At 67.5% G+C, this 23,709-nt stretch carries 19 protein-coding genes and 2 pseudogenes; 9 read left to right on the forward strand and 12 right to left on the reverse strand.

Annotated elements, in window-relative coordinates; translation table 11 throughout:
- Both NC4_RS00005 and fni read right to left on the reverse strand, forming a co-directional pair.
- Positions 1–672 (reverse strand): annotated as a pseudogene (locus NC4_RS00005) (Fe-S oxidoreductase); the annotation flags it as partial.
- A gap of 69 nt (positions 673–741) precedes the next feature.
- Entirely contained in the window at positions 742–1,851 is a 1,110-nt protein-coding gene (fni, locus tag NC4_RS00010; RefSeq protein ID WP_067530897.1) for a type 2 isopentenyl-diphosphate Delta-isomerase, read from the reverse strand.
- A gap of 427 nt (positions 1,852–2,278) precedes the next feature.
- Here fni and NC4_RS00015 point away from each other — a divergent pair, with 427 nt between their 5' ends.
- The 6 genes and pseudogenes from NC4_RS00015 to NC4_RS00040 form a co-directional block, all read left to right on the forward strand.
- Positions 2,279–3,280 (forward strand): ParB/RepB/Spo0J family partition protein, encoded by a 1,002-nt coding sequence (locus NC4_RS00015; protein ID WP_169814704.1) that lies wholly within the window; start codon positions 2,279–2,281, stop codon positions 3,278–3,280.
- Between the two features lie 43 nt (positions 3,281–3,323).
- Positions 3,324–3,908, forward strand: coding sequence for a cysteine hydrolase family protein (locus NC4_RS00020; RefSeq protein ID WP_067530899.1), 585 nt, complete (start codon positions 3,324–3,326; stop codon positions 3,906–3,908).
- Positions 3,905–4,921 (forward strand): hydrogenase expression/formation protein HypE, encoded by a 1,017-nt coding sequence (hypE, locus tag NC4_RS00025; protein ID WP_067530901.1) that lies wholly within the window; start codon positions 3,905–3,907, stop codon positions 4,919–4,921. The genes NC4_RS00020 and hypE overlap by 4 nt, the downstream gene beginning before the upstream one ends.
- A 9-nt stretch (positions 4,922–4,930) precedes the next feature.
- Entirely contained in the window at positions 4,931–7,240 is a 2,310-nt protein-coding gene (gene hypF, locus NC4_RS00030) for a carbamoyltransferase HypF (protein WP_067530903.1), read from the forward strand.
- 198 nt (positions 7,241–7,438) lie between these two features.
- The gene (locus tag NC4_RS39825; RefSeq protein WP_157554082.1) at positions 7,439–8,113 is read left to right on the forward strand and encodes a hypothetical protein; all 675 of its coding nucleotides are present in this window, start codon (positions 7,439–7,441) and stop codon (positions 8,111–8,113) included.
- A gap of 12 nt (positions 8,114–8,125) precedes the next feature.
- Positions 8,126–9,049, forward strand: a pseudogene (locus tag NC4_RS00040) (alpha/beta hydrolase); the annotation flags it as partial.
- Between the two features lie 19 nt (positions 9,050–9,068).
- Here NC4_RS00040 and NC4_RS00045 read toward each other — a convergent pair.
- Positions 9,069–10,562, reverse strand: a complete 1,494-nt coding sequence (locus NC4_RS00045) for a sugar transferase (RefSeq protein WP_084528296.1) — start codon at positions 10,560–10,562, stop codon at positions 9,069–9,071.
- 227 nt (positions 10,563–10,789) lie between these two features.
- Between NC4_RS00045 and NC4_RS00050 the strand changes: the two genes are divergently transcribed.
- Positions 10,790–12,112: a UDP-glucose dehydrogenase family protein gene (locus tag NC4_RS00050; RefSeq protein ID WP_067530910.1), complete on the forward strand. Its 1,323-nt coding sequence runs from the start codon at positions 10,790–10,792 to the stop codon at positions 12,110–12,112.
- 4 nt (positions 12,113–12,116) lie between these two features.
- Here the strand turns inward: NC4_RS00050 and NC4_RS00055 are convergent, their stop codons facing one another.
- From NC4_RS00055 to NC4_RS00090, 8 genes are read right to left on the reverse strand one after another with little or no spacing between them, the layout of a single operon-like run.
- A complete protein-coding gene (locus tag NC4_RS00055) occupies positions 12,117–13,550 on the reverse strand; it encodes a glycosyl hydrolase family 28-related protein (RefSeq protein WP_067530912.1) in 1,434 nt (477 codons plus the stop codon).
- Positions 13,520–14,890, reverse strand: a complete 1,371-nt coding sequence (locus NC4_RS00060) for an O-antigen ligase family protein (protein ID WP_084528297.1) — start codon at positions 14,888–14,890, stop codon at positions 13,520–13,522. Before NC4_RS00060 ends, NC4_RS00055 begins: the two co-directional genes overlap by 31 nt.
- Entirely contained in the window at positions 14,890–15,579 is a 690-nt protein-coding gene (locus NC4_RS39830) for an SGNH/GDSL hydrolase family protein (RefSeq protein WP_067530915.1), read from the reverse strand. Before NC4_RS39830 ends, NC4_RS00060 begins: the two co-directional genes overlap by 1 nt.
- The gene (locus NC4_RS39835) at positions 15,576–16,256 is read right to left on the reverse strand and encodes an acyltransferase (protein WP_157554088.1); all 681 of its coding nucleotides are present in this window, start codon (positions 16,254–16,256) and stop codon (positions 15,576–15,578) included. Before NC4_RS39835 ends, NC4_RS39830 begins: the two co-directional genes overlap by 4 nt.
- Positions 16,253–17,425, reverse strand: a complete 1,173-nt coding sequence (locus NC4_RS00075; protein WP_067530918.1) for a hypothetical protein — start codon at positions 17,423–17,425, stop codon at positions 16,253–16,255. Before NC4_RS00075 ends, NC4_RS39835 begins: the two co-directional genes overlap by 4 nt.
- Positions 17,422–18,402, reverse strand: a complete 981-nt coding sequence (locus tag NC4_RS00080; RefSeq protein WP_169814706.1) for a glycosyltransferase family protein — start codon at positions 18,400–18,402, stop codon at positions 17,422–17,424. The genes NC4_RS00075 and NC4_RS00080 overlap by 4 nt, the downstream gene beginning before the upstream one ends.
- Before the next feature lie 32 nt (positions 18,403–18,434).
- On the reverse strand, positions 18,435–19,577 hold the full coding sequence (locus NC4_RS00085) for a glycosyltransferase family 4 protein (RefSeq protein WP_084528299.1): 1,143 nt from the start codon (positions 19,575–19,577) through the stop codon (positions 18,435–18,437).
- Positions 19,574–20,665 carry a glycosyltransferase gene (locus tag NC4_RS00090; protein ID WP_067530923.1) on the reverse strand — a complete coding sequence of 364 codons (1,092 nt, stop codon included), beginning with the start codon at positions 20,663–20,665 and terminating at the stop codon, positions 19,574–19,576. The genes NC4_RS00085 and NC4_RS00090 overlap by 4 nt, the downstream gene beginning before the upstream one ends.
- A 125-nt stretch (positions 20,666–20,790) precedes the next feature.
- Between NC4_RS00090 and NC4_RS00095 the strand changes: the two genes are divergently transcribed.
- On the forward strand, positions 20,791–22,107 hold the full coding sequence (locus NC4_RS00095) for a tyrosine-protein kinase domain-containing protein (RefSeq protein ID WP_067530924.1): 1,317 nt from the start codon (positions 20,791–20,793) through the stop codon (positions 22,105–22,107).
- A gap of 141 nt (positions 22,108–22,248) precedes the next feature.
- The gene (locus NC4_RS00100; protein ID WP_067530925.1) at positions 22,249–22,746 is read left to right on the forward strand and encodes a nucleoside deaminase; all 498 of its coding nucleotides are present in this window, start codon (positions 22,249–22,251) and stop codon (positions 22,744–22,746) included.
- 12 nt (positions 22,747–22,758) lie between these two features.
- Here the strand turns inward: NC4_RS00100 and NC4_RS00105 are convergent, their stop codons facing one another.
- A complete protein-coding gene (locus NC4_RS00105; protein WP_067530926.1) occupies positions 22,759–23,631 on the reverse strand; it encodes a bile acid:sodium symporter family protein in 873 nt (290 codons plus the stop codon).
- Positions 23,632–23,709: the final 78 nt, after the last annotated feature.

Below are 23,709 nucleotides of genomic sequence, written 5' to 3' on the forward strand. Positions count from 1 at the left end.
GCTGACCACGACGACCCACACCAGCGCCGCCATCAGCTTGAAGAACGCGAAGACCGACACCGCTTCGGCACTTGCGGGCAGCACCTTGGCGATATGCATACTGACGAAGTCGCTGGCGGCGTGGTGTTCACCGGTGTAGGCCGCCACCAGCGCCTTCACACCGATCATGCTGATGCCCTCGACGAGCACGACGGCCTCGACGAAGTAGGCCGCCTTGAAGTTGGAGCCGCCGAAGCGGGACATCCGCTCGGGCACCCGGGGGTGGTTGAGCTGCCGGATGATGATCAGCGTCAGCCCGCCCACGATGGTGCCCAGGCCCAGCAGCTCGTCGAGGAGGTGATAGGCGAGGGTGTCACCGACCCACGGCCACGTGAAGGTGGGGTTGAAGATCTGCCCCTGGGCCTGGAAGACCGTGACGAATCCGATCAGGAAGCCGACCATGACGAGCCAGTGCGCCCAGCCGACGGTCCGGAACTTCGCCATGCGCGTGTGCGCGGCGAATTCCTTGACCATGGTGGCGAATCGGGGCAGGAACGGCCCGAACCGGTCGGGCGCCGGCTGCCCGAGCCGGATGACGCGCACCATCTTGCGAATCGCCAAGACAAACCCGGCCCACGCGGGGACACCGATCAGAATGGAGATGATGCCCAGCGCTAGTTGCAGGGGGCTCATGCAATGGCCTTTCAGTTACGAAGGGACGCACTGTCGTTCGTCGCTCGGCGCATCATAACCCGACCCATGTTACTCACCGGTAACGGAGGATGGGCGCGCCGCCGCCCGGGATCGCCGGGCGTAGATCGCCGGGTCGATACCGCGAAGTCTGCAAGTCTCGGCGAGTTCACCGGTCAGCAGCACATCGGTATTCGCCAGCGCGCGTACGGTTTCCGCGCCAAGCACCGTCATGATCTGCCGGATCCGAGCGATCCAGGTGTCGATGGCCGCGATCAGCCCATCGACACCTTCCGTCTCGAGGATCGCCAGGAAGTGCCCGGATACCCCCACCGCCCGGGCGCCCAGCGCCAGCCCCCGAACCACATCGAGCGGCGTTCGCACGCCACCGGAGGCGAGCAGCGTAACCCCGTGCGCCAGAGCGGCGTCGGCCCCGTCGACCAGGCAGGCCGGGGTGGCCAGCCCCCAGTCGGCGAGCAGGCCGAAATCGGCCCGTGGTCGCCGCGCGTTCTCGATCAGCGCGAAATTCGTCCCGCCACTGCCGGATACGTCGATGATCCGCACCCCGAGCCCGGCCAGCTGCGCGACAGTGTCGGCGCTGATCCCGAACCCGACCTCCTTCACGATCACCGGCACGTCGAGCGCCTCCACCAGGCGAGCGATATTGCCCGGCCAGGCCGAGAAATCACGATCCCCCTCCGGCATCACGATCTCCTGGATCGCATTGACATGCACCTGCAGTGCGTCGGCTCGCACCAGTTCCACCGCCCGTGCCGCCATCTCCGGGGTGGTGTTGGCATTGACATTGGCGATGACGTATCCCCGCGGGTTCTCCTCGCGCAGGACGGAGTAGGTCGCGACCACCGAACTGTCCGCCAGGTATGCGCTCATCGAGCCCGACGCGATCGCCACTCCCGTCTCCCGCGCCGCGATCGCCAGCCCCCGATTCACCGCACCCGTGCGGGCGCTGCCGCCGGTCATCGCGTTGATGTAGAGCGGCACCGGCCAGATCGCGTCGCCCACCTCGGTGGCGAGCGAGACGGCGTGCTCCGCCCCGCCCCGCACGGCGTGGTGGACGAACGCGACATCGTCGAACGGAGTCGGGGGCTGCCCGGTACTCGGCTCACGATGCTGCGCGACGGCCAGGCGGACGTGATCGTCCTTGCGACTGGCATAGCTCATTCGATGCTCTCTTTCCTCTCGTACCGGATCAATCCCGCGGTACGCAACGCGATATCGTGAATTCCATTGGGGGATATCCTCAATTCGCTCCCCCGCTACTGATGGACCGAGCCCCGGCAAATTTGTGTGATTTCGATTCACACGTACGAAACCGGCAGTGAGCCTTGGCATTACCGACTCCGGCCGCACTCGCCCGAGGCGCGTTGACCTGTGACGATGCGCCGAATCAGGGTGTACAACTGCGGCTTTCGCGCAGTTGCACACCCCGGCGTGCCCTCAAAACCAGTGGATCGACACGGTCTGCAGCATGGGGTATCGATGGAGATCCCAACGGCCGAGCCAACGACGTCGAGCCCCCCTTGCCGGACGTGCATCCCTGCGGTACTTTTCAAGCGATGATCTTGAAAGTACAAGGGGCACTACTCATTTGGAGCAGTCCTCGAAATTGAACCGCGTAAATACATCTTCGGAAATTGCTTCGCTCGTGACTGTCGGCTCCCCCAGATCCGAGGGCGTAGACCAATCTCATATCGAGCGGCTGGTCGAGGCCGAATGGCCTTTGCCGCCCATCCTCGTTCATCGGCCGACAATGCGAGTGATCGACGGGTTTCACCGCACATTCGCCGCACACTTGAAGGGATTCACACATATTGATGCATACCTGGTGGACGGCTCGGAGGAATTGGCATTCACAATCGGGGTCCGAGAGAACACAACTCACGGTCTGCCGCTATCCCTGAACGATCGGCGCACCGCCGCGGAACGCATTATCAAGACGCATCCGCACTGGTCGGATCGTTCGATCGCGACCACCACCGGTCTGTCCGCCAAGACGGTCGCATCGATCCGCGGCCGCATCGACGGCGATCCGCGGTCGAGCCATCGACTGGGCAGTGACGGCCGCCTCCGCCCGGTCGACACCAACTCGGCCCGGCGCACCGCCGCCGAGCTGATCCTGGCCCGCCCCGACGCGTCCCTGCGCAGCATCGCCCAGGAGGTGGGCCTGTCCCCGTCCACTGTTCGCGATGTACGCACCAGACTCGAACGGGGGGAGGACCCGGCTCTCCATTCGGTCGAGAACAAGGCCCCCAACACCGAACCGGCATTGGAGAGCAAACTCCCGGACACCCCCGAGCGACTGACACCCGCCCCCTACCCCGACAAGCCCCCGGATCTCGTTGTCCTGCTTGCCCTGCTGTCCCGGAACCCGGCGCTGCGCATGAGCGCCAGCGGTCGCGACCTGCTCCGCTGGATGCATCAGCGCGCGGTGCGAACCAACGATATCGAGAAAATAGCCGAGGCCATTCTTCCTCACACCCTGGACCATATAGTCGAATTTGCTAATCAATGCGCGGCAAATTGGTCGAGCATCGCCCAGTATCTGCAGAATCGTTCCCAAAACGGCTCGCCGAATTCCAAATCGGCTTGAGCCCCGTAATACCTGTCCCCATTTTGATTACGGAGTAGTCGGCATGTCGAAAATCGCAGTTCTGACGAGCGGCTTGCAGTACGATATCGTCGGAAAGAACCCGGAGCGCCAGGCGGCGATCGCCGCGGCGACCCCGCATGTGACGGAGTTCTTGTCCGCCATGCGAAAGCGTGGTCATCCCGTGTTTCAACTGCAGCTTCTCAATGAGCCGGACGATCCCCTCGCCGAGCGGTACGACGGGCGCGTCCCCGCCGTGCGAGGCACCGCGGGCGCCGAGGTGGTCCGCGAATTCCTCGATGACGAGGATATTGTTCAGGAACGCAGCAAGGACAGCGGCTTCTACGAAACCGATCTGCACGCCAGACTCCAGGCGCTCGGGGTCGAAACCTTGATTCTCATCGGCCTGCAGACCCAGATCTGCATTCAGACGACGGCGGCCGACGCATTCTTTCGCGGTTACATCGTCGGGGTGCCGAGCGACTGCGTCTTCTCGGCCCAGGAAGCCGATCGACGGCGCGCACTCGAATGGCTCGAAGGCTACTGCGCCACGGTCGCCGATTCCACGGAGATCCTGCGGACCCTGGACGAGAACGGCGGTCTCCCCAGGAAGGAAACCAAGACACCGTGACTGTCGCGACCCAGCAGATCCAACTCGACCACGGGACCGGCGCGACACTGTCGGGCGAGCTGGTGGAGTTCATCGCGCAAACCCTGGGCGATGTGTATGTGGGCGAGATGGAGGACAGCGCCGTCCTCCCCGTCGAGGGCACCCGCATCGCCATGACCACCGATAGCTTCGTGGTCGATCCACCGTTCTTCGGCAACGGTGACATCGGAAAGATCGCGGTGTGCGGGACCGTCAACGATCTGGCGGTCTCCGGAGCGTCGCCCCGCTATCTCACGCTCGGATTGATCCTCGAGACGGGACTGCCCTTCGACCGGCTGTTCGGGGTACTCACCTCCATCCGGGAGACCGCGCGTGAGGCGGGTGTGCAGATCGTGTGCGGCGATACCAAGGTGGTCCGCGCCGGGGAAGCCGATCAGCTGTACCTCAATACGAGTGGCGTCGGATTCTTCTCGCGGGAGCCGTTGCGGATGGATTCCGTGCGCCCCGGGGACGCGGTCATCCTGTCCGGCCCGCTCGGCAACCACACGGTGCACCTGCTGTCGATCCGGGAAGGGCTCGGCTTCGAAAGCCGGGTCCTCAGCGACTGCGCGCCACTCAACACCCTGATCGATCGATTGCTCGCCGCGGCGCCCGCCGGGTCGATTCGCTCTATGCGGGATGTGACGCGCGGCGGGCTCTCGGCCGTATTGCACGAGTACGCGGGCAGATTGGACAAAGGCATCGTGATCGAGGCGCCGACCCTGCCCATCCAACACGAGACCGCCATGGCGGCGGACATGCTCGGGATCAACCCGCTGCACTGCGCCAACGAGGGCTGCCTGGCGATCTTCGTCGATCCCGAGGCGACCGCCGCCGTGCTCGCCGCACTGCGCGAGCACGAGTACGGACGGCACGCCGTGGCGATCGGCGCGGTGACCGACCGAGACGGCGCCGCGGTCGTTCTCCGGGACGCCGCGGGTCGCGAATCCATCCTGCAACCTCTGCGCGGCGCAGAGCTGCCCCGGTTGTGCTGAATCCTCGCCATGACCGAACAGGCAACCTGGAAGATCAGGGTCACGGGAGTTGTCCAGGGCGTGGGATATCGCCCGTTCGTCTACAAACTGGCTCGCGAGCGGCAGTTGACCGGATGGGTTCGCAATGATCCCGAGGGCGTGCTCATCGAGGCCAGCGGCCGCGAGTCGACGCTGCGGCTGTTCAGCGAGGAGCTGACGAGCAAGGCGCCGGAGCTGGCCCGGGTCGAGGGCGTGCGGGCGCTCAGCAGGTCGGCCGGAACCTCGGAGGCCACCGGCTTCGACATCGTGGAGAGCGAGCACAGCGGGGCGAAAGTCGCTCTGGTACCCGCTGATACGCACGTGTGCGCCGACTGCCTGGCCGAATTGCGCGATCGGGCCGACCGCCGGTACCGGTACCCGTTCATCAACTGCACGAACTGCGGTCCGCGCTATTCGATCGTGCGGGCGCTGCCCTACGACCGCTCGCACACCACGATGGCGTCCTTCGCCATGTGCGAGCGGTGTGACCGCGAGTACCGGGATCCGATGAGCCGACGCTTCCACGCTCAGCCCAATGCCTGTGCGGAGTGCGGACCTCGGCTGTCGCTGGCCGATCGAGGCGGAACGGTGCTCGAGGGCGAGCAGGCATTGCGGCGGTGCGCACAGGAGTTGGCGGCGGGGCGCATAGCGGCGATCAAGAGCGTCGGGGGCTTCCACCTCGCCGTGGATGCCTCCAGCGCCGCGTCGGTGGCCCTGCTGCGCGAGCGCAAACGCCGGGATTCGAAGCCCTTCGCCGTCATGGTCCGGGATCTGGCCGCCGCGCACCGGATCGTGGAACTGTCCGCGGCGGAGGAAGCCATGCTGTGCTCGCCCGCGCGGCCGATCCTGTTGGCGCGCAAGCGTTCCGGATCGGTTCCGGAGGGGGTCGCGCCGCGGAATCCGAATCTGGGTCTCATGCTGCCCTCGGCGCCGCATCATCACCTGCTCCTGGACGAATCCGGCTTGGACGTGGTGGTGATGACGAGCGGAAACGTCTCGGGCTATCCCATCGTCCACCGCAACGAGGATGCCCTCCGGCAGCTCTTCGATATCGCGGATGTGATCCTCTACCACGATCGCGACATCGAGATCAGGGTGGACGATTCCGTGGTCCGGTTGTCCACGCATCCCGAATTGCCCCGCCCGCTCACGACATTCCTGCGCCGAGGGCGCGGTTACGCGCCGTATCCCGTGGACGTGGGCCGTCCGCTGGCGCCGCTCGTGGCCTATGGCGCCGAGCTCAAGACGACGGTGGCGCTGTCCGCCGGTTCGCGGGTCTACCTCAGCCAGCACATCGGCGATCTGAAGAACGACGAAACCTTCGCCTCGCATCGCAAGACCGCGGCCCACCTGGCTGCGCTCTACGATCTGCACCCCGAGGCAGGGGTGTACGACATGCATCCGCAGTTCCGCACCAGTAGTGCGCGTGCAGGCATCGGCGAATCCGGCGATCCCGTGTTCGTCCAGCATCATCACGCTCATATGGCCGCGTGCATGGCGGAGAATCAGCTCGCCGGACAGGCCATCGGCGTGGTCTTCGACGGGGCGGGCTACGGCTCGTACGGCACCATATGGGGTGGGGAATTCCTGGTCGGCGGCTTCGAAAGGTTCGAGCGGGCAACGCATCTGCGGCGGTTGGCGCTGATCGGCGGCGACCGCGCGGTGTACGAACCCATTCGCACCGGGCTGTCGATCGCCGTGGACGCGTTCGGCGATATCGACACGGCCGTCAAGGCCTTCCCGGCGCTCGCCCGGCTCGATCGGGACCGGCGCCACGTGTATTCGACGATGCGGGCACGAGGCATCAACTCACCCGAGGTGTCGAGCATGGGCCGACTGTTCGATGGCGTGGCCGCCCTGCTGGGCGTGTGCTCGCACGCCGAGTACGAAGCCCAGGGCCCGATCGAGCTGGAGGGTTTGCTCGACCGCGACCTCGACATGACCGACGTCTACGAATTCGACTACGACGAACCAGAAGTCGACTTCCGGCCGGTGATCCGCGCGATCGCGCAGGACCTCGCCGCCGACGTACCGGTCGCCGAGATCAGCCGTCGGTTCCATTCCAGCGTGGTCACCATGGTGCGAAGCCGGTGCGCCGCGATATCCCGCACGACGGGAATACGTCAGGTGGTGCTCTCCGGCGGCGTATTCCTCAATGAATTCCTCTTGGTCAACTGCCTCGTAATGCTCGAGCAGGACGGATTCGAGGCATACGCCCACCACCAGGTGCCCCCGAACGACGGAGGCATAGCCCTCGGCCAGGTGATGGTCGCCGCCAGCGGACGATCGGGAACGGATTGACCGCGACGTTCGAGGGCGGCACTGGCCGCGGCGCTGCGCCGGAGGTGAACAAGCCGACGCACGGTGTCGGTACAGTGTCGATCAGTCGGGGAGGTGCGAACCCGGGCTCACGCCACGGATCGCACGAGGTATCGCCGCGGGATCAGGGGGGATTTGCCGATGCGGGGTCGGGGGCGGATTGCTGCCGGGATATCGGCTTTGGTTCTGGCGCTGAGTCTTTCGAGCGGGTATGCGGTCGGCGATGCGAATGCGGACCCGGGGGTTCCGGCGGCCATTGCGGGGCAGGGTCTGGTTTGGGAGCCTTGTGCGGCGACCGGGGGCCGGGACTTGCTGGGTGGGGAGGTCGCGGCGGGGGTGCGTGCGGCATTGCTCGACGGGCTGGAGTGTGCGAGTGTGCGGACGCCGCTGGACTGGTCGGATCCTGGGGCGGGAGCGACCGTGAGTTTCGAGATTTCGCGGTTGCCGGGGCGGGATGGGGGGCGGCCGCTGCTGACCAGTCCGGGCGGGCCCGGTGCGGGGACCTTGCTGAATCCGATTCAATGGGCTGCGGCGTTTCCGGAGCTGCGGGGCTCCTATGACCTCATTGGATTCGATGCGCGCGGGACACGGCTGTCCGGAACCGCGGTCGACTGCGACTCGAACAGCTCCGGTGATCCGCAGTTGCTGGCGACCGGACGCAATGACGGCGCCGATGTCCTGGATTTCACGGCGGAGTCGGTGCAGCGGCAGGTGGAGCAGGCGGGCGCGTGGATCCGGTCCTGTGTGGAGCGGACGCCGGGCGGGGGCACCGTACTGGGGGCTGTGGACTACTGGCAGACGGTTCGGGATCTGGATTTGGTGCGGTCGCTGCTGGGGAGTCCCACGTGGAGTTAACTCGGCGCCTCGCAGGGGACCGCGCTCGGATTGGAATTGGCGCGCACGTTCCCGGACCGGATCGACCGGCTGGTGCTCGACTCGGTCATCGATCCGGGCCGACCGCTCGCCGAGGGCTATCGAGACCGGGTCCTGAACCAGCAGAGGACGATCGAGGACGAGTTCGCTCCGTGGCTCGCTGGCCGCGGTACGACTTTCGGAGACAGTCGTGAAGCCGTCCTCGGAGCGCTCACGCGAATGCGGGCCGATCTGACGGCCCGCCCCCTCGCGCTGCCGCTCGATCGGACCTTCAGCGGAAACGACTTGAACACAGTCATCTTCGGTGTCGGCAACGGACCCTTCGAGGCCCTGGAACGGAAGCTGCTCACCCTGCGGGCCGCGATGGATCGCCCGTCGCTGGCCACGCAACTCAACGCGGCCATGACCTTTCGCGTTTCGCCGCTGGTCGAGGAGCTGGGCGGTGATCTCGTCCAGGCCGGTTCCCGTGTCGGCTGGTGGACCGCACGCACCTGCAATGACGCTGGCTGGAGCCGCAACCTCGACGAAATCGTGACCACCGCGGCACAACTCGCGGCTCGCACACCACTGACCTACCTCGGCATGGGTTTCACCGCCGCCTGCGCGTTCTGGCCCGAACCACCCCGCGCCCCGAATCCGGCACCGCTCGAACGCATCACCTCCGCCCTGCTGATCGGCAACGAGAAGGACCCGGTAACCCCGATATCCGGGGCCCGAGCCGTCCACGCCGCCATCCCGGCCTCCCGACTCGTCACGGTCTCCGGCGCCCAACGCCACCTGGCCCTCCCCCAGACCATGCCCAACGGCCTACCCGGCTCGATCCCCGCCACCAGCGCCTGCGCCACCTCCGCCGTCATCGAATACCTTGTGCACAACCGGCTCCCGGACACCGACACCACCTGCCGCCCCGACCGATGACGGTTCGGCGCGCACGGGTCTAGTACGCGCCCGTGCTGCGGGCGACGGCGGTGATGGTTTTCTTGATGATCAGGAGGTCTTGCATCATGGACCAGTTTTCTACGTAGGAGAGGTCCAGGCGGACTGCCTCGTCCCAGGGGAGGTCGGAGCGGCTGGAGACTTGCCAGAGGCCGGTCAGGCCGGGTTTGACGAGGAGGCGGCGGCGGACTTTCCAGTCGTAGTCCTCTACTTCGCCGGGGAGGGGTGGGCGGGGGCCTACTACGCTCATTTCGCCGCGGAGGACGTTGATGAACTGGGGGAGTTCGTCGAGGCTGAATTTGCGGAGGATGCGGCCTACCGGGGTTACGCGGGGGTCGGTGCGCATCTTGAAGAGGGGGCCCGCGGCCTCGTTCTCGGCGAGTAGGGCGGGGAGGGTGCGGTCGGCGTCGTTGCGCATGCTGCGGAACTTGATCATGCGGAATGGTTTGCCGTTCAAGCCGATACGGGAAGACTTGTAGAAGATCGGGCCGGGACTGCTGAGTTTGACCGCGAAGGCGGTGGCCAGCATGACGGGGGCCACCAGCAGGAGTGCGACGGCGGCGAAGGCGATGTCGAAGGCCGCTTTGCGGTAGGACCTGGCGCGGTCGTACTGGGGTTTCTCGATGTGCAGCAGGGGCAGGTTGGACACGGGGCGGATGGACAGGCGCTGGTCGGCGATGTCGACGACGCCCGGGGTGACGACCAGTTCGATGCCGAGGGGCGAGAGTTTCCACAGCAACTCGTTGATGCCCTGTGCGCCCAGCTGTTCGGTGGCCGCGATGGCCACGGAATCGGCTCCGGTGGTGCGGACCGCTTCGATGATCGACGACTTGGTCACGAGCAGCGGTGCGTCCGGATCGTCCTCGGTGACCATCCCCTCCGGATCCGGATCGTCGTCCGCGCCGTACGGGATGTACACGCCGACAACGGAATACCCGACCGCCGGATCGCGCTCGAAGCACCGCCGCATCTGCCGGGCCGAATCGCGGCGGCCGACGACGAGCACCGAGGTGAGATACCGGCCGAGGCGGCGCTGGCGGACCGCGTACTTCCGCCAGATCAGCCGGTTCGCGGCCAGGGCCAGCAGGCCGATGGGCAGGGCGATGGCCAGATAGCCGCGCGCGAACTCCACGCTCAGCAGCAGCGAGACGATCGCTATCAATCCGAACAGCCGCATGGTCGCCGCGACCAGGCGACGGTATTCCTCCGCGCCGGATCCGAGCACGGTCGGCGACCAGGCGCCGCCGGCCGCGAGGAATCCGACCCAGGCCAGAACGAGCGCGACCGAGATGGCGGTGTATCCCACGCGCGTGTCACCGTTCCAGTCCACGGGCGCGTCATAGGTCGACCCGCCGAAGCGGATGAACTGGGCGAGAGCCACCGAGACGGCGATGACCGCCGAGTCGGTGATCCGGAGCCGTCGGCGATACTCGGCCAGCCACAGCGGCTTCCCGGACTTCTTGATCGACTGGTTCTCATCGATTTGAACGACCATCTCGGAACTCCGTCAAGCCACGCGAAATTGCGGCAGTCCCCCCTGTAAAAAATGGACGCCGATGCTGAATATTACTGGGTTTTCGGTCCGAGCGGAGGATGAAAGACGAACCCGAATAGATTGAAATGCAAACCATTTCGCGAACAGACCGACCGCTCGTTACGGTGCCGGAACGGGTTCCGCCCGGTATAGTGGCCTCGGGGGCGGGGAGGAACCGGAGAATCGTTATGGGCCAACGCATCTCTGTAATCGGCACAGGCTACCTGGGGGCTACCCACGCGGCGTGTATGGCCGAACTCGGGCACGAGGTGCTCGGGGTCGATGTCGACCCGCGCAAGCTGGCCGAACTGGAAAAGGGGCGGGTCCCGTTCTACGAGCCAGGTCTCGAGGAAATCCTCACCGCCCAAGTCGAATCCGGGCGACTGCGGTTCACCGACTCCTACGCCGAGGCCGCGCATTTCGCGAACGTGCACTTCGTCACGGTCGCGACACCGCAGCGCCGTGGCGAATTCGCCGCGGACCTCGGTCAGGTCGACACCGTCGTCGAGCAGTTGGCGCCCCGGATCACCGGCCCGGCGCTGATCATCGGCAAATCGACGGTTCCGGTCGGCACGGCCGCGCGCCTCGGTGCGCGAGCCCGCGAATTGGCTTGCGACACCGTCGAAGTGGCGTGTAATCCGGAGTTCCTGCGCGAGGGCCACGCGGTGGCCGACACCCTGCGGCCCGATCGCATGGTGCTCGGCATCGACCGCGACCGCCCGGGCCGCGCCGAGGAGGTCACCCGCGCGGTGTACGGCCCGCTCCTCGACGACGGGGTGCCACTGCTGGTCACCGATCTCGAGACCGCGGAACTGGTGAAGACCGCCGCCAATTCCTTTCTGGCGACCAAGATCTCGTTCATCAATGCGATGGCCGAACTGTGCGAGGCCAGCGGCGCGGATGTGACCGTCCTGGCCGATGCCATCGGCCTCGACCCGCGCATCGGCCGCAGCTTCCTCAATGCGGGCATCGGTTTCGGCGGCGGCTGCCTGCCCAAGGACATTCGCGCGTTCATGGCCCGCGCCGGTGAACTGGGCGCGGACCAGGCACTGACCTTCCTGCGCGAGGTGGACAGCATCAATATGCGGCGCCGGACCCGGATGGTGGAGCTGACCCGGGACACCGTCGGCGGCTCGCTGATCGGCACGCGCGCCGCCGTACTCGGCGCCGCCTTCAAACCGGATTCCGACGATGTGCGCGACTCACCGGCGCTCAATATCGCTGGCCAGCTGCAACTTCAGGGCGCCACGGTCACCGTCTTCGACCCGAAGGCCATGGACAACGCACGGGCCCTGTTCCCCACACTCGGCTACGCGCACACCATGATCGAGGCGTGCGACGGCGCGGATGTGGTGCTGGTGCTCACCGAATGGGCACAGTTCCGCGAGCTCGCTCCCGCCATGCTCGACGATGTGGTGCGCCGCCGTCGCATCCTGGACGGCCGCAACTGCCTCGATCCGAGCCAATGGCGCGGCGCCGGTTGGGATTACCGCGGAGTCGGCCGCGGATAACCTCTCAGCGGGCGCCGTGGATCGCCTCGATCGACCACTCCGGCCCGCTGTCGAACCGCACCAGGGTCAGCGTTCCCCCCGACCGCAATTCCAGTGGCGTGGCCACATTCTCGAAGTCGATATTGCCGCCGGATTCGAAGAACACCGACCCGCCCGCGGCCTTCAGCACCACCCGCTCCCCCGGGAAGTGGGTGGCCTTGACCACCCGCACCGGGGTGGGCGAGGCGCTGAGCGCGACCGTCACGGCGGCGCCCACATCGATCTCGACCGCGGGCTCGATGCGCTGGGTCAGATTCCGGGTGACCGCCATATCGCGGCCAACCCCATTGGACATGAGCACGCTCGCCCCGCTGTCGTCCGCCGACGCCATATCGCCGAACCGGCCCAGGAACACATTGCCCGTACCGGATACCCGCGCGCCCGCGACGGCTCGAACCGAGAACGGTTCCCCTTGTCCCAGCGCCGAATTCGCGAAGTGACAGCGATCGACGCGGCAGTGGTCCACGCCGGAGAACAGCAATCCGCTGCCCAGACCCTCGAAATGGCAGGTATCGAAGGTGATCGACTCCGCCCGGTCCACGAACACCCCCAGCGCCGCCTGCTGGAAGGTCACATCCGTGAACACGTGACTGTGCCCGATGCGATCCGACAGATAGGGCCCGCCATTGTCCGACGCGTCGTACCCGCTCAACTGGCGGCAGATCTTCACATTGATGCCCGGTGCGGCGGTGGCGGCGGCGCCGAACCCGTCGATCCGCCCGCCCGTCCACGCGGTCTGATTGACCTGCCCGGACATGAGCAGCCCCAGCGACCGTTCGGAGTCGTTGCGCCGCTCCAGAATCACGCCGTCGAAGGTCAGGAACTGCAAGGGATCGCGCGCATCGTGCCCGCCGCCCTGCAGCCAGAGCTGAGCGCCCGCGAATCCGGCCACGCGGAGCAGGCGAAAAGCCGAGTGCCACAGTCCCGATGCGGTGTCCTCACCCCCGCGCCGCGCGTGGATGTGGATACCGTGCTGGTCCGGATTGCCCGCATCCTCGATGCCGATTCCCTCGACGGTCACATACCGGGTGGGTCCGCGCCCGATGCCCAGCACGGGGCCGTTGCCCGATCCGGGAACGGCCCGGATCACCGTGCCCTCGGGCCCCGCGCCGATCAGGCGTGTGCCCTCCCGCAGCAGCAGTCCGTCGGCGGTGTACCGGCCCGCCGGAAGGAACAGGGCCAGACCGTTCTCGTGCGCGTAGTCGATGGCGTTCTGGAGGCGCGCGGATTCGTCGGTCTCGCCGCCCGCGATACCGAAATCCCGTGCGTTGGCGACCAATCCGCCGAGGTCCGACACCACCGTCGGCGGATCCGCGGGCTGGGCCGCGCATCCGGCGACCCCGGCGGCCGCGGTCGCGGTCATTCCGGTCAGGAGCGCCCGGCGTCTGCTGATGGCCATCCCTGCTCCTCGCGTGCCGAATCCGGGGCGCCCGCGCGACCCCACAACGGCCCGCAGCAGGCTCCGAGCAATGTGACCAGACCCAGATAGGTGGCCGGGTAGCCGAGCCCGCCGGTCACCGGGGTGTCGATCGCGAGCACGATCACTGTAGCCAACAGAACCTTGCGCTGAGTGGAGGCGAGGCGGCTTGCGGGCCAATACTTTCCCGAAATCGCCCGGAGCGCCAGCTGACCCAGGAACCCCAGATACGCGACCAGGCCCACCAAACCGGTCTTCATCAGGTAGTAGACGTACCCGTTGTGCAGGAACGCGGCCTCGGTGCGGCTGAAATTCGCTCGCGTCGAAGCGGTTTCGATATCGAACCGCACCACCGCGCCCCAGCCCTGGCCGAACCACTGGGCGAAGATCGACGACCGGTCGACCTGCGCCAGCGCGCGCCGCGATTCGAAGGCGCGGTAGTTGTCGGCGATCTGGTCGCGGGTCTCCAGATTCGAGGTGGCCACCTCCGTGAACGAGTTCTCGACCTTCGCCAGGAACACCTCGTCGAGGAATTGATAGGCGGGCGGCGCGAACCACCGCAGTGCGAGCAGCGTCGCGTAGATGGCCGCCGCCGCGGGCACGACGGCCGAGATCAGCTGCCGCGGGCTGGGAATCAGCGTCCGGTTCGTGGTCACCGTGAGCGCCGCCATGACCGCGAGCAGGACGACGAGGTTCAGCATCAGCCCGCGCGACAGCGTAAGCAGCATGGACACGGCGACCACCACCCCGATCACCTGGACCACCCGCCGCCACCGGCGCAGCTCGCCGTCGGCGGCCAGCAGCAGGCACGCGCCCAGTGCGGCGTACTGCGTATGGGATCCGCGCCCGGCCTCCAGGCGCAGCACATACAGATCGTTCACCCCGCCGGACACCACGATGCCGAACCGGACCAGGTGCGCGATCGAGATGACCAGGCCCGCCGCGGCGATGACGGTGAGAATCACCCGCAGGCTCGCCCGGTCGTAGGCGAACAGATACCCGATGCCCAGAAACAGGAGGTAGGTCAGCGTGATCCCGATATCGCGTTCCAGGTCGATATCCAGCGGTGTCGTACCGAACGCGTTCGCCACGATCGCGCCAGCCAGCCCCAGAATCAGGATGGCGAGCAGCCAGCCGCCCGCGGGCGGAAACCGCGGCCACGGCAGCCGCCGGATCCAGATCACTCCGGACCCGGCGACCGCGCCAGCAATGGCCAGCCCGATGACCGGGCCGACGTACTCGGCGGCCACGAGCGCGACGAACACGCTGCACGCGAACGGATACCAGCCCCAGGTGCGCGCGGGCGACTGCGACGTCATCATCACCCCCGGTGCACCGTGACGCTGTCGAGCACGCGGTCCGCGATCGACCGGTGCCCGAGATCATTGGGATGGAAATCGTCGGAGGTCCCGGAGAAGGTGGGCAGGCCCGCGGGTCCGCGCATGCGCGGGTACTCGGCCAGATCGAACAGGGGCCGGAACACCCCGCCGTGCGCCCCGCACAGATCGGCTATGACGGTGTCGAAACTGCGGGCCGTCTCGATCGGCCGCCACAGTCCCAGGCACAGCAGGGCGGTATTCGGGGACGCGGCGACGGTTCTGTCCAGGAGTTCGCGATAGCGGTCCCGGAAGGTGCGCAGGTCCACCTGCGGGGTGTCGTTGGTGCCCAGTTCGACGATGAACAGATCCTGATCAGCGGGGAACGCCGGTCCGAGCAGCGCCTCGCCGACGGTGCCGCCGATGCGGTTGGCCTTGTGCTCCTCGACGGGCCCGCCCTCCCGCCAGGCGGCGGTCACCAGCGGCCGGAAGCCGAGTTCCTGTGTGGTGGCGGACAATCCGTGATCGAGCGAATCCCCGAGGAAACTGACCTGCAGCGCTTCGCCGGTGGCCAGGCGCAGTTCGATCGTCGCGTCGTGCGGCGGCGGTGCGCCGCTGCCGATGCGGATATAGGCGACGGTGGCGGCGAGCACGACCACCACTGCGGCGATCCCGATCGCCAATCGGGCGTTCACGATCCCGGCTCCCGTCGTTTGAGGAGGCGGGCGGGCACGCCGCCGATCACGGATCCGGGTGGAAACTCCCCGCGAACAACGATTGCCGCCGCGACCACCGATCCGGCTCCCACCCGCGCGCCCGCGAGGAAGGTGACCCGGGCGCCGATCCACACATCGTCGGAGATGACGATCTCCGCCTCGCGGGTGCCCTGATGGCGGATGGCGACGGTGGTGTCGTCGGTGATGTGCTCCTGCGAATGGAAGGTGACATAGGGACCGGCGATGACATCGCGGCCGATGGTGACGCCGCCGCTGCAGCCGATGTGCGCGCCGTCGCCGATACCGCTGAAATCCCCTATCACCAAACCCACTCCGCGCTTGCCGAGCGAACTGGTGGTGGTCACGATGCAGCGCCGCCCGAGTTTGGCGCCGCGCCCCAGGCGCACGCCGCGCGTGCCGCTGGCATCGATGATCGACTCCGCGCCGATGGCCGACAGCGGCCCCGCGGTGAGATGGCGTTTGCAGCGTAAGCGAACCCCGCGACCCCGGAACACCGTCGCGCACAGGGTGAGAACGCCGCGGGACAGCTCGAGCCCGCGCCGGGCCATCTCCCCGTACAGGAAGGCCCGCGGTATGCAGGGGTCGACCTCGTAGCTCCGGCCCGCGGATCTGATCACCCGCTCGATCAACGTCACTGTGTCCCCCTCCGGTCGTCCCGTCGCACCAGCGCGAGGCCATTGGCCGCCGCCACGCCCGTCCACGCGACGGCCGCCGCGAGGCCCGCGCCGAGCGCGCCCAGGGATCCGACGGTGCCGAGCGAAACAGCCAGCAGCACAATGGCTCCCACGATCGCTATGGCGGACGCGATGACCTGCATCCCGCGCAGGATGAGCTGCACTCCGACCACGGTCGCGACGCACATGGCGACGGCCGCGACGGATGCGGCGGCCACCACCGCCGGATCGAACCGGAAGTCCGGCCAGATCCGGTGGCCGAACCCGAGGAGGAAGGCCGCCACCAGCACCGCGCCCAGCGCTCCGGCGCCCACCCCGGCCATGGTCAGCAATCGTTCCCGACGCTGAGCGGCGGCATTGTGGGCGGCCTGGATCAATGCCACCACCGGCAGATACAGATAGGTGATGCCGGTCAGCGGGCGCACGATGGCCTGGTACTGCCCGGCCTCGTCGAGGCCCGCCAGCGCCGACAGCGCGTAAGTATCGGCCCACGACATGGCGAACGCGGTGCCCGATACCGCCAAACCGGGTAGCCAGTAACGGCGGGTGTCGCGCCAGAGCTCCCAGCGCGGCCGCGGCGGCATGCCGGGACGGCCGAACAGCGTCGCGCTGGCCACCGCGCCGAGCATGGACGCCAGCGCCGAGCCGCCGAAACTGCCCGCGATGGAACCGAGTTTGGGCGCGTTCTGCCAGACGATATTGTGCCGGGTGGAGGACTGCTCGTCACCGCGCTGCGCCGCCGCCGACGCATGCGCCCGGCCGCCGACGACCAGGAGCGCGGAGGCGAACGCGGCGGCGCACACATAGCCCAGCGGCACGCCCGCCACACCGAACACGCACGACACCGCGATTCCGGCCAGGCAGGCCAGCGTGCTGATCTCGACGGCCTGCTCCCGCAGCGCCGCCCGCAGATCCGGGTCGACATCGGTGCGCAGCGAGGCATTGATCGCCCCGAGATCGCCGAACTGCAAGGCCGCCTGAATGACCGACAGACCCAGCGCGACCATGCCGAATCCGCGAATGCCCAGATTGTTCGGCAGGAAATAGAACTGGGCCACGGCCAGGGACCCGGTGAGGGCGACGACGCCGACATAGGTCCGCAGCGAGATCCGGGTGGTCTGCAGGCTCATACGCGCCAGACCGCGAGCGCATTCTTCATCAGATGGCGGGCCTTGGCGTCGCCGGGATGGCGGGCCCCGCGCACCAGGGCGCGCGCGGCGAGCCCGGCCGTGAAGGTGGTGCGCCAGGCCAGCCGCGTGAGCGCGCGCGGCTGGAATTGCCGCACGTAGTAGTCGTAGAGGTGGCGTCCCCACATCGTGCTGATATCGATGGGCTCGGCCGGGGTGGTCGTCGACGGGGGCTCGACGGCCGGAATGTCTTCGGGGGCAGCCGCATCCGGCTGCTCCTCGGACACCGGGACGTCCTGCCCCGAACCGCCCACTTCGTGGAAGGCGCGAACACCGGCCAGCACCTTGATCTTCAGGCCCGCGTCGAGCACGCGCTGGCAGTATTCGGTGTCGTCGGCGTACAGGAAGTACCGCTCGGTGAACACCCCGACCTTGTCGATGGTCGTGCGCGGCATCAGCATGACGCAGCCCGACGACCACTCCACGTACTGGTCCTCGTCGGCGTGGCGGCTCAGGAACAGGTGCCGTCCGCGCAGCAGCGCCGACGTGGGGAACAGGCGCGACAGCCCCGAATAGTGCGTGAACAGCGGCCACAGCCGGGGCTGGCGACCGGCCGAGATCACGCTGATCTCGTCTCCGCCGTACACCAGCGGGGTGACCAGCCCCAGGTCCGGTTCCGTCGCGACCGCGGCGCGCAGGGCCGCGATGCCCTCGAGGGTGAAGCGGGCATCCGGGTTGATGAGCAGAATGTCGTCGTCACCCGACCGGGAGATAACGTCATTGGCGGCCACCGCGAACCCGGGATCCTCGGGGACCAGGATCAGCTCGTCGATGAGGCCGTCGGCGGCCAGCTGCTTCAGCACGCCGGGCGTCTTGGTATCGGTGGATCCGTTGTCGCGCAGCCGGATTCGAATATCCGGCCCGCGATCGGCGAACGGGCGCAGACAGCCCGCGATCTGATGGGCGGAATTGAACGTCACGATGGCGATCGTGAGCGGGCGCGCCGGGCTCATCACCGCACCGCCCGGCCCGCGGCGGCCGATTCGAGGATGTCGAGAATCTGCTTCTCGTAGCGTGCGAGCGAAAACCGCTCCAGCACATCGCGTTGTCCCGTCATGGCCAGTCTCCTCGACTCCTCGGGGTGGGTCGCCGCCCAGCTACAGCATCGAGCCAGGGCGCGGTGATCGTTACTGGGGAAGGTGAGCCCGGTGCGGCCGTCGAGGAGGATCTCGGTGAGGCCCTGGACCTCGGAGACCACCGTCAGCACTCCGGCGGCGAGGCTTTCGGCGGCCACCGTGCCGAAGGGTTCGATCCGCGACGGCACCACCGCGATATCGGTGCGCCCCAGCACCGGCCGGATATCGGCGTGGAAACCGGCGAACTCGACCCGGTCGGCGACACCGAGTTCCTTGGCGAGGTCCCGCAATTCGCGCTCGAACCACTCGTAGCCGTCGAATACGGCGCCGACCAGCGTCAGGGTCGCGTCCGTCCCGTCCGCGGCGAGTTCGGCCAGCGCCCGCACCGCGACATCCTGGCCCTTGCGGGGACTCAACCGGCCGATCACCGTTAACCGCAAGGAATTTCGTCCTGAATCTTCTCGATCGACGTGGTAGTCGGACCAGTCCTTGCCGTTGTAGACGACCAGCAGCCGATCGCGCACCGGCGCGACGACCGATGCGATCTCGTCGCGGGTGGAGGCGCTGTTGCAGGCGATCACGTGCGCGGCCAGCAGCGGAGCATTGATCACGGTCCGCACCGCCCGGGGCAGTTGGGGTTCGGCCTCGCGGACATGCACCACCACGCGGCGGCGATGCAGCCGGGCGGCCACGATCCACCACGGCTGCACAATCGTATTGACGTACACCACATCCGGATCGATCGATCGCAGCAGCCGGGCGATGAGCACGAGCCCGGCCAGCACGGTGCGGAGCAGCCGGAGAAAGCCCTGGGGGCGCAGATCGGATTTGCGCAGCACTCCCACGTCAGCCACGATCACGGTCGCGCCGGACTCTCGCATCCGATCCACCAGCGACCCGTCCACCGGAACGACCGCGGTCACCGTATGCCCGGATCGCACCAGGGCGTCCAGCGCCAGCAGCGCCATGCGGTCCGCGCCGTACAGTTCGGCCGAGGGGTGGGTGAGCAGCACCTTCACAACGCTGCCTTCAGCGTGCGAGAGTAGCTGTCCAGCACCAGCTTCCACGTATACCCCTGCTGCTGGCGGTCGAAGGCGGCGGCGCCGAGCCGGTCCTGCAACGCCCGATCGGACAGCACCGCGCGCAGCCCTTCGGCAATGGAGTGCGGGTCCGGTGCGACGAATCGCCCGGCATCGCCGAGCACCTCGCGGTTGTAGACGGTGTCCCGCGCCACCACCGGCGCGCCGCAGGCCATGGCCTGCACGAGTGCGGGATTGGTGCCGCCGATGCTGTGCCCGTGGAAGTACGCGCCCGCGTTGTGCCACAGCGCGAACAGCTTCTGGTCGTCGCTGAGATGACCCAGCCAGCGGACGCCGGGATGCTCGGCCGCGAGCGCGCGGGCGCGCTCGTCGAGTTCGCCGCCGTAGCCGGAGGATCCGACGATCACCACCGGCCAGTCCTTGCTCAATTCGCCTGCCGCATCGAAGAATTCGACCACCGTGTTCTCCGGGACGAACCGCGCCACCAGCAGCGCGTAACCTCGCCGCGGCAGCTCCGGCAGCGGATCGGGGGCGGCCGTCGAACCCCCGTACGGGATGAATTCGCTGGTGCGGCCGAACCCTTCGCGCCAGCGCCGGGCGATCTCGTGTGAATCGCAGACAAGGGTATCGCCCCAGCGCGCGGTCAGCCGCGCACCGGCCCGGAACACCGCCTTGGCGGCGCGGCCCCATTTGGCGCGTTCCCATTCGATCCCGTCGACATTGACGACGGTGGGGATGCCGCGGGCGGCCAGGAACGGCAGCCAGAAACCATTGGCCACGTTCATGATCAGCGCGACGTCCGGTCGCTGCCGGGCCGCGTGCAGGCACGAGGTGAGCCCGTAGGACAGGGTGCTGAGCGATTTGGATTCCACGCCCGGCGTGACGACCCGGACGATGCGGGGGTCGCGGGCCGGATCGTCGGCTACGGTCGCGCCCCGGCGCCCGTAGACCGTCACCTCCCACCCCTCGTCCGCGAGATGTGGAACCAAACGCCGCACCAGCGTTTCGAATCCCCCGTAGTAACTCGGATACCCCCGTGTGCCGATAACGGCGACTCTTCTCGGCATGTGGCAGTCCTCCCATCGACCCACACCGATTTCGAATGAATTTACGGCGGCCGGTGGTAGCGCGCAATGTAAACCGTGCGATTACCTCTCTGGCGCTACACTTTCCGCAACAGTTAGGGGGACGCATGAACGGGTGGATCAAACGCGTAGCAGGACTGGTCCGGCCCGCCTGGCTGTTGGCCGTCGGCGCCGGACTGCTCGGCGGACTGTTCGGGTTGGCGGCCTCGCTGGCCGCAACCCCCCAATACGAAGCCCATGCTACGCTGTATGTTTCGACCAAGGCGGGCCCGGAGGTAGCCAATGCCAGCTACCAAGAGCCCGGCGCCTCACAGCAATTGGCATTGTCGCTGGCGAAATTGCTGAAAACCGAGGTCGTCGCCGAACGCGTGGTGCGCAGTCTGCACCTGGACACCTCACCCAGCGGCCTGGCGAGCAATATCTCCGCAACGGTGCAGCCCGAAACCGTCCTCATCGATATCACCGTCACCGACTCCGCACCCGAGTCCGCCCGCGAGATAGCCAATACCCTGGCCTTCGAATTCGCCGACTACGTCGAGGAACTCAACCGGACCTCGGTCGCCATGCTCCCCGCCGCGCAGGTCAGCCTCATCCAACCGGCCCTCGCGCCGTCCACGCCGGTGTCCCCGAACACCACGCGCAATATCGGCCTGGGCGTGCTGGGCGGACTCCTGGCGGGCATTGCCGCGGCCAACCTCCGCGACCGTGCCGACCGCAGCCTCCGCGACGCCCGCACGCTCCGCGAGGTCGTCGGCGCCCCCACCCTCGGCGCCATCCCGCCCGCCCGCACGCGCCGCGGCGGACCCCTGCCCCTGGTCACCGGAGATCACCGAGTTTCCGAGGCCTACAAGCGAGTTCGAACGAATGTCACCCAAGCGCTGGCCGACAGCCCCTCCCGACTGGTCGCCGTGGTCAGTGCCGAACCGGCCGAAGGCAAGACGACCACGGCGGCGGGCCTGGCCGTGACTCTCGCCCAGGCCGGGCACCGCGTCGCCGTGGTGGACGCCGACCTGCGCCACCCCGCCCTCACCGAACACCTCGCGCTGATGAACGAACCCGGCCTGACCGATTTCCTCCAGCGCGCCACGGACGGACTCCCCGTCCGCCCCCTCCAGGCCATGCCCGCGGTCGACATACTGCCCGCAGGCCACAAGACCCTCGAGCCCAGCGAACTGCTCGCCTCCGAAAAGGCCGCCGACCTCTGGTCCACCCTCGCCAAGCACTACGACTACGTCGTCATCGACACCCCCGCCGCCCTCCCCTACACCGACGCCACCCTCATAGCCACCCGCGCCGACGCCACCATCCTGGTGGCCCGCCACGGCCGCACCAACCCCACCAGCCTGGAATCGGCCATCGCCGACCTCCGCACCGCCGACACCACACTCCTCGGCTCGGTCTTCACCTGCGCCCCACCTGAATGACACCGGGCCGACATCGTTTGTGAAAGTCTACGAAAACGGGGGGCCCGGTCCCGGGGATCTTCAGGGTTTCCGCCGCTAGCTGCTACCGCCCGATTGGCTGTGTACTCCTTCACACAAGTTTCATTTGACAAGGGAGTTCTCGTGGCCATCCAAGAAGTGAGCATCCAGGAGCTCGAACACGCCTGGCTGGACGAAGCGATCAAGTTGGCCACCGACAGCGTGGCGAATGGCGGCGGGCCGTTCGGTGCCTTGATCGTGAAGGATGGCGAGGTCGTGGCGCTCGGGAACAACCAGGTCACCGCGACCCTGGATCCGACCGCACACGCCGAGGTGAGCGCCATGCGGGCCGCCTGCAAGGTGCTGAACACCTTCTCGCTGGAGGGTTGCGTGCTCATCACCTCGTGTGAACCGTGCCCGATGTGCCTGTCCTCCGCGCTGTGGGCGCGCGTCGACCGGATCGTCTACGCCGCCGATCGCCACGATGCCGCGGTCGCCGGGTTCGACGATCTGAAGTTCTACGACCTGTTCGAGAAGAAGCCCCGCGAGCTGTGGCCGACGCCGGTCGATCAGCTGGACCTGCCGAACCGGACCGCCCCGTTCGACGCCTGGTTGGCCAAGACCGACCGCATCGACTACTGAGAATTCGCCGGACTACCGCGCCGGCGCCATATCCCTCGACCGCCGGGCCAGGAGCGCCGCGGCCACGGCGGCGGGGAAGAACATGATGATGCCGTAGATCGCGCCCGGGATCGCCATGGTCTCGTTGTCCAGGACCGAGACGGCGACGGCAATGGCCAGGGTGGCGTTGTGGATGCCGATCTCCATGGCCGAGGCGATGGACTGCCCGGTATCGATCCGGAACAGGCGCGGCACGAAGTACCCGATGGTCAGGCTGAGGATCGACAGCAGCAGCGCGATTCCGCCGAGCTGCCCGATATGGTCCAGCAGAGTGTCGAACTCGCTGATGACGGCGGCCAGGATGACCAGCACCAGCACCACCACCGAGGCGATCTTGACCGGCGTGCGCATGCGCTCGGCGAAGGCGGTGAAGCGCCGCCGCACCCACATGCCGATCGCGACCGGCACCAGCACAATGGCGATGACCTGCAGGAACTTGCCCGGTTGCAGTCCAATGCCCGCGCCGTCGTCCAGGAACGCGGCAATGGACAGGGTCACCACGATCGGCATGGTGAAGACCGCCAGCACCGAATTGATCGCCGTCAGCGTGATGTTCAAGGCCACGTCCCCGCCCGCGACATGACTGAACAGATTCGCCGAGGTGCCGCCCGGCGAGGCGACCAGCAGCATCATGCCCACCGCCAGCGCGCCCTCGAGCCCGAACGCGTACACCAGGCCCAGGCACAGCAGCGGCAGCACCACGATCTGGCAGACCAGCGCCACCGCGGCGGCCTTGGGATAGCGCAGCACGCGCACGAAATCCTCAACGGTCAGGGTCAGCCCGAGACCGAACATGACCAGGGCGAGAGCGAGCGGTAGGAATACCGCGAAAATCGAGGAACCCATGCGAATCTCCTGAGGACGGTACGACCGGCGGTACCGGGCTACGCCGAATACTGACCGATTCCGGCGCCCGCGCGCTTG

This window comes from Nocardia crassostreae, assembly GCF_001613405.1.
GTDB lineage: Bacteria > Actinomycetota > Actinomycetes > Mycobacteriales > Mycobacteriaceae > Nocardia > Nocardia crassostreae.

What these genes read in the sequence shown, in the direction of transcription:
- fni (WP_067530897.1), bottom strand. Translation starts at nt 1,851, where the DNA reads ATGAGCTATGCCAGTCGCAAGGACGATCACGTCCGCCTGGCCGTCGCG.
- NC4_RS00020 (WP_067530899.1), top strand. Translation starts at nt 3,324, where the DNA reads ATGTCGAAAATCGCAGTTCTGACGAGCGGCTTGCAGTACGATATCGTC.
- hypF (WP_067530903.1), top strand. Translation starts at nt 4,931, where the DNA reads ATGACCGAACAGGCAACCTGGAAGATCAGGGTCACGGGAGTTGTCCAG.
- NC4_RS00045 (WP_084528296.1), bottom strand. Translation starts at nt 10,562, where the DNA reads ATGGTCGTTCAAATCGATGAGAACCAGTCGATCAAGAAGTCCGGGAAG.
- NC4_RS00050 (WP_067530910.1), top strand. Translation starts at nt 10,790, where the DNA reads ATGGGCCAACGCATCTCTGTAATCGGCACAGGCTACCTGGGGGCTACC.
- NC4_RS00055 (WP_067530912.1), bottom strand. Translation starts at nt 13,550, where the DNA reads ATGGCCATCAGCAGACGCCGGGCGCTCCTGACCGGAATGACCGCGACC.
- NC4_RS00060 (WP_084528297.1), bottom strand. Translation starts at nt 14,890, where the DNA reads ATGATGACGTCGCAGTCGCCCGCGCGCACCTGGGGCTGGTATCCGTTC.
- NC4_RS00075 (WP_067530918.1), bottom strand. Translation starts at nt 17,425, where the DNA reads ATGAGCCTGCAGACCACCCGGATCTCGCTGCGGACCTATGTCGGCGTC.
- NC4_RS00090 (WP_067530923.1), bottom strand. Translation starts at nt 20,665, where the DNA reads ATGCCGAGAAGAGTCGCCGTTATCGGCACACGGGGGTATCCGAGTTAC.
- NC4_RS00095 (WP_067530924.1), top strand. Translation starts at nt 20,791, where the DNA reads ATGAACGGGTGGATCAAACGCGTAGCAGGACTGGTCCGGCCCGCCTGG.
- NC4_RS00105 (WP_067530926.1), bottom strand. Translation starts at nt 23,631, where the DNA reads ATGGGTTCCTCGATTTTCGCGGTATTCCTACCGCTCGCTCTCGCCCTG.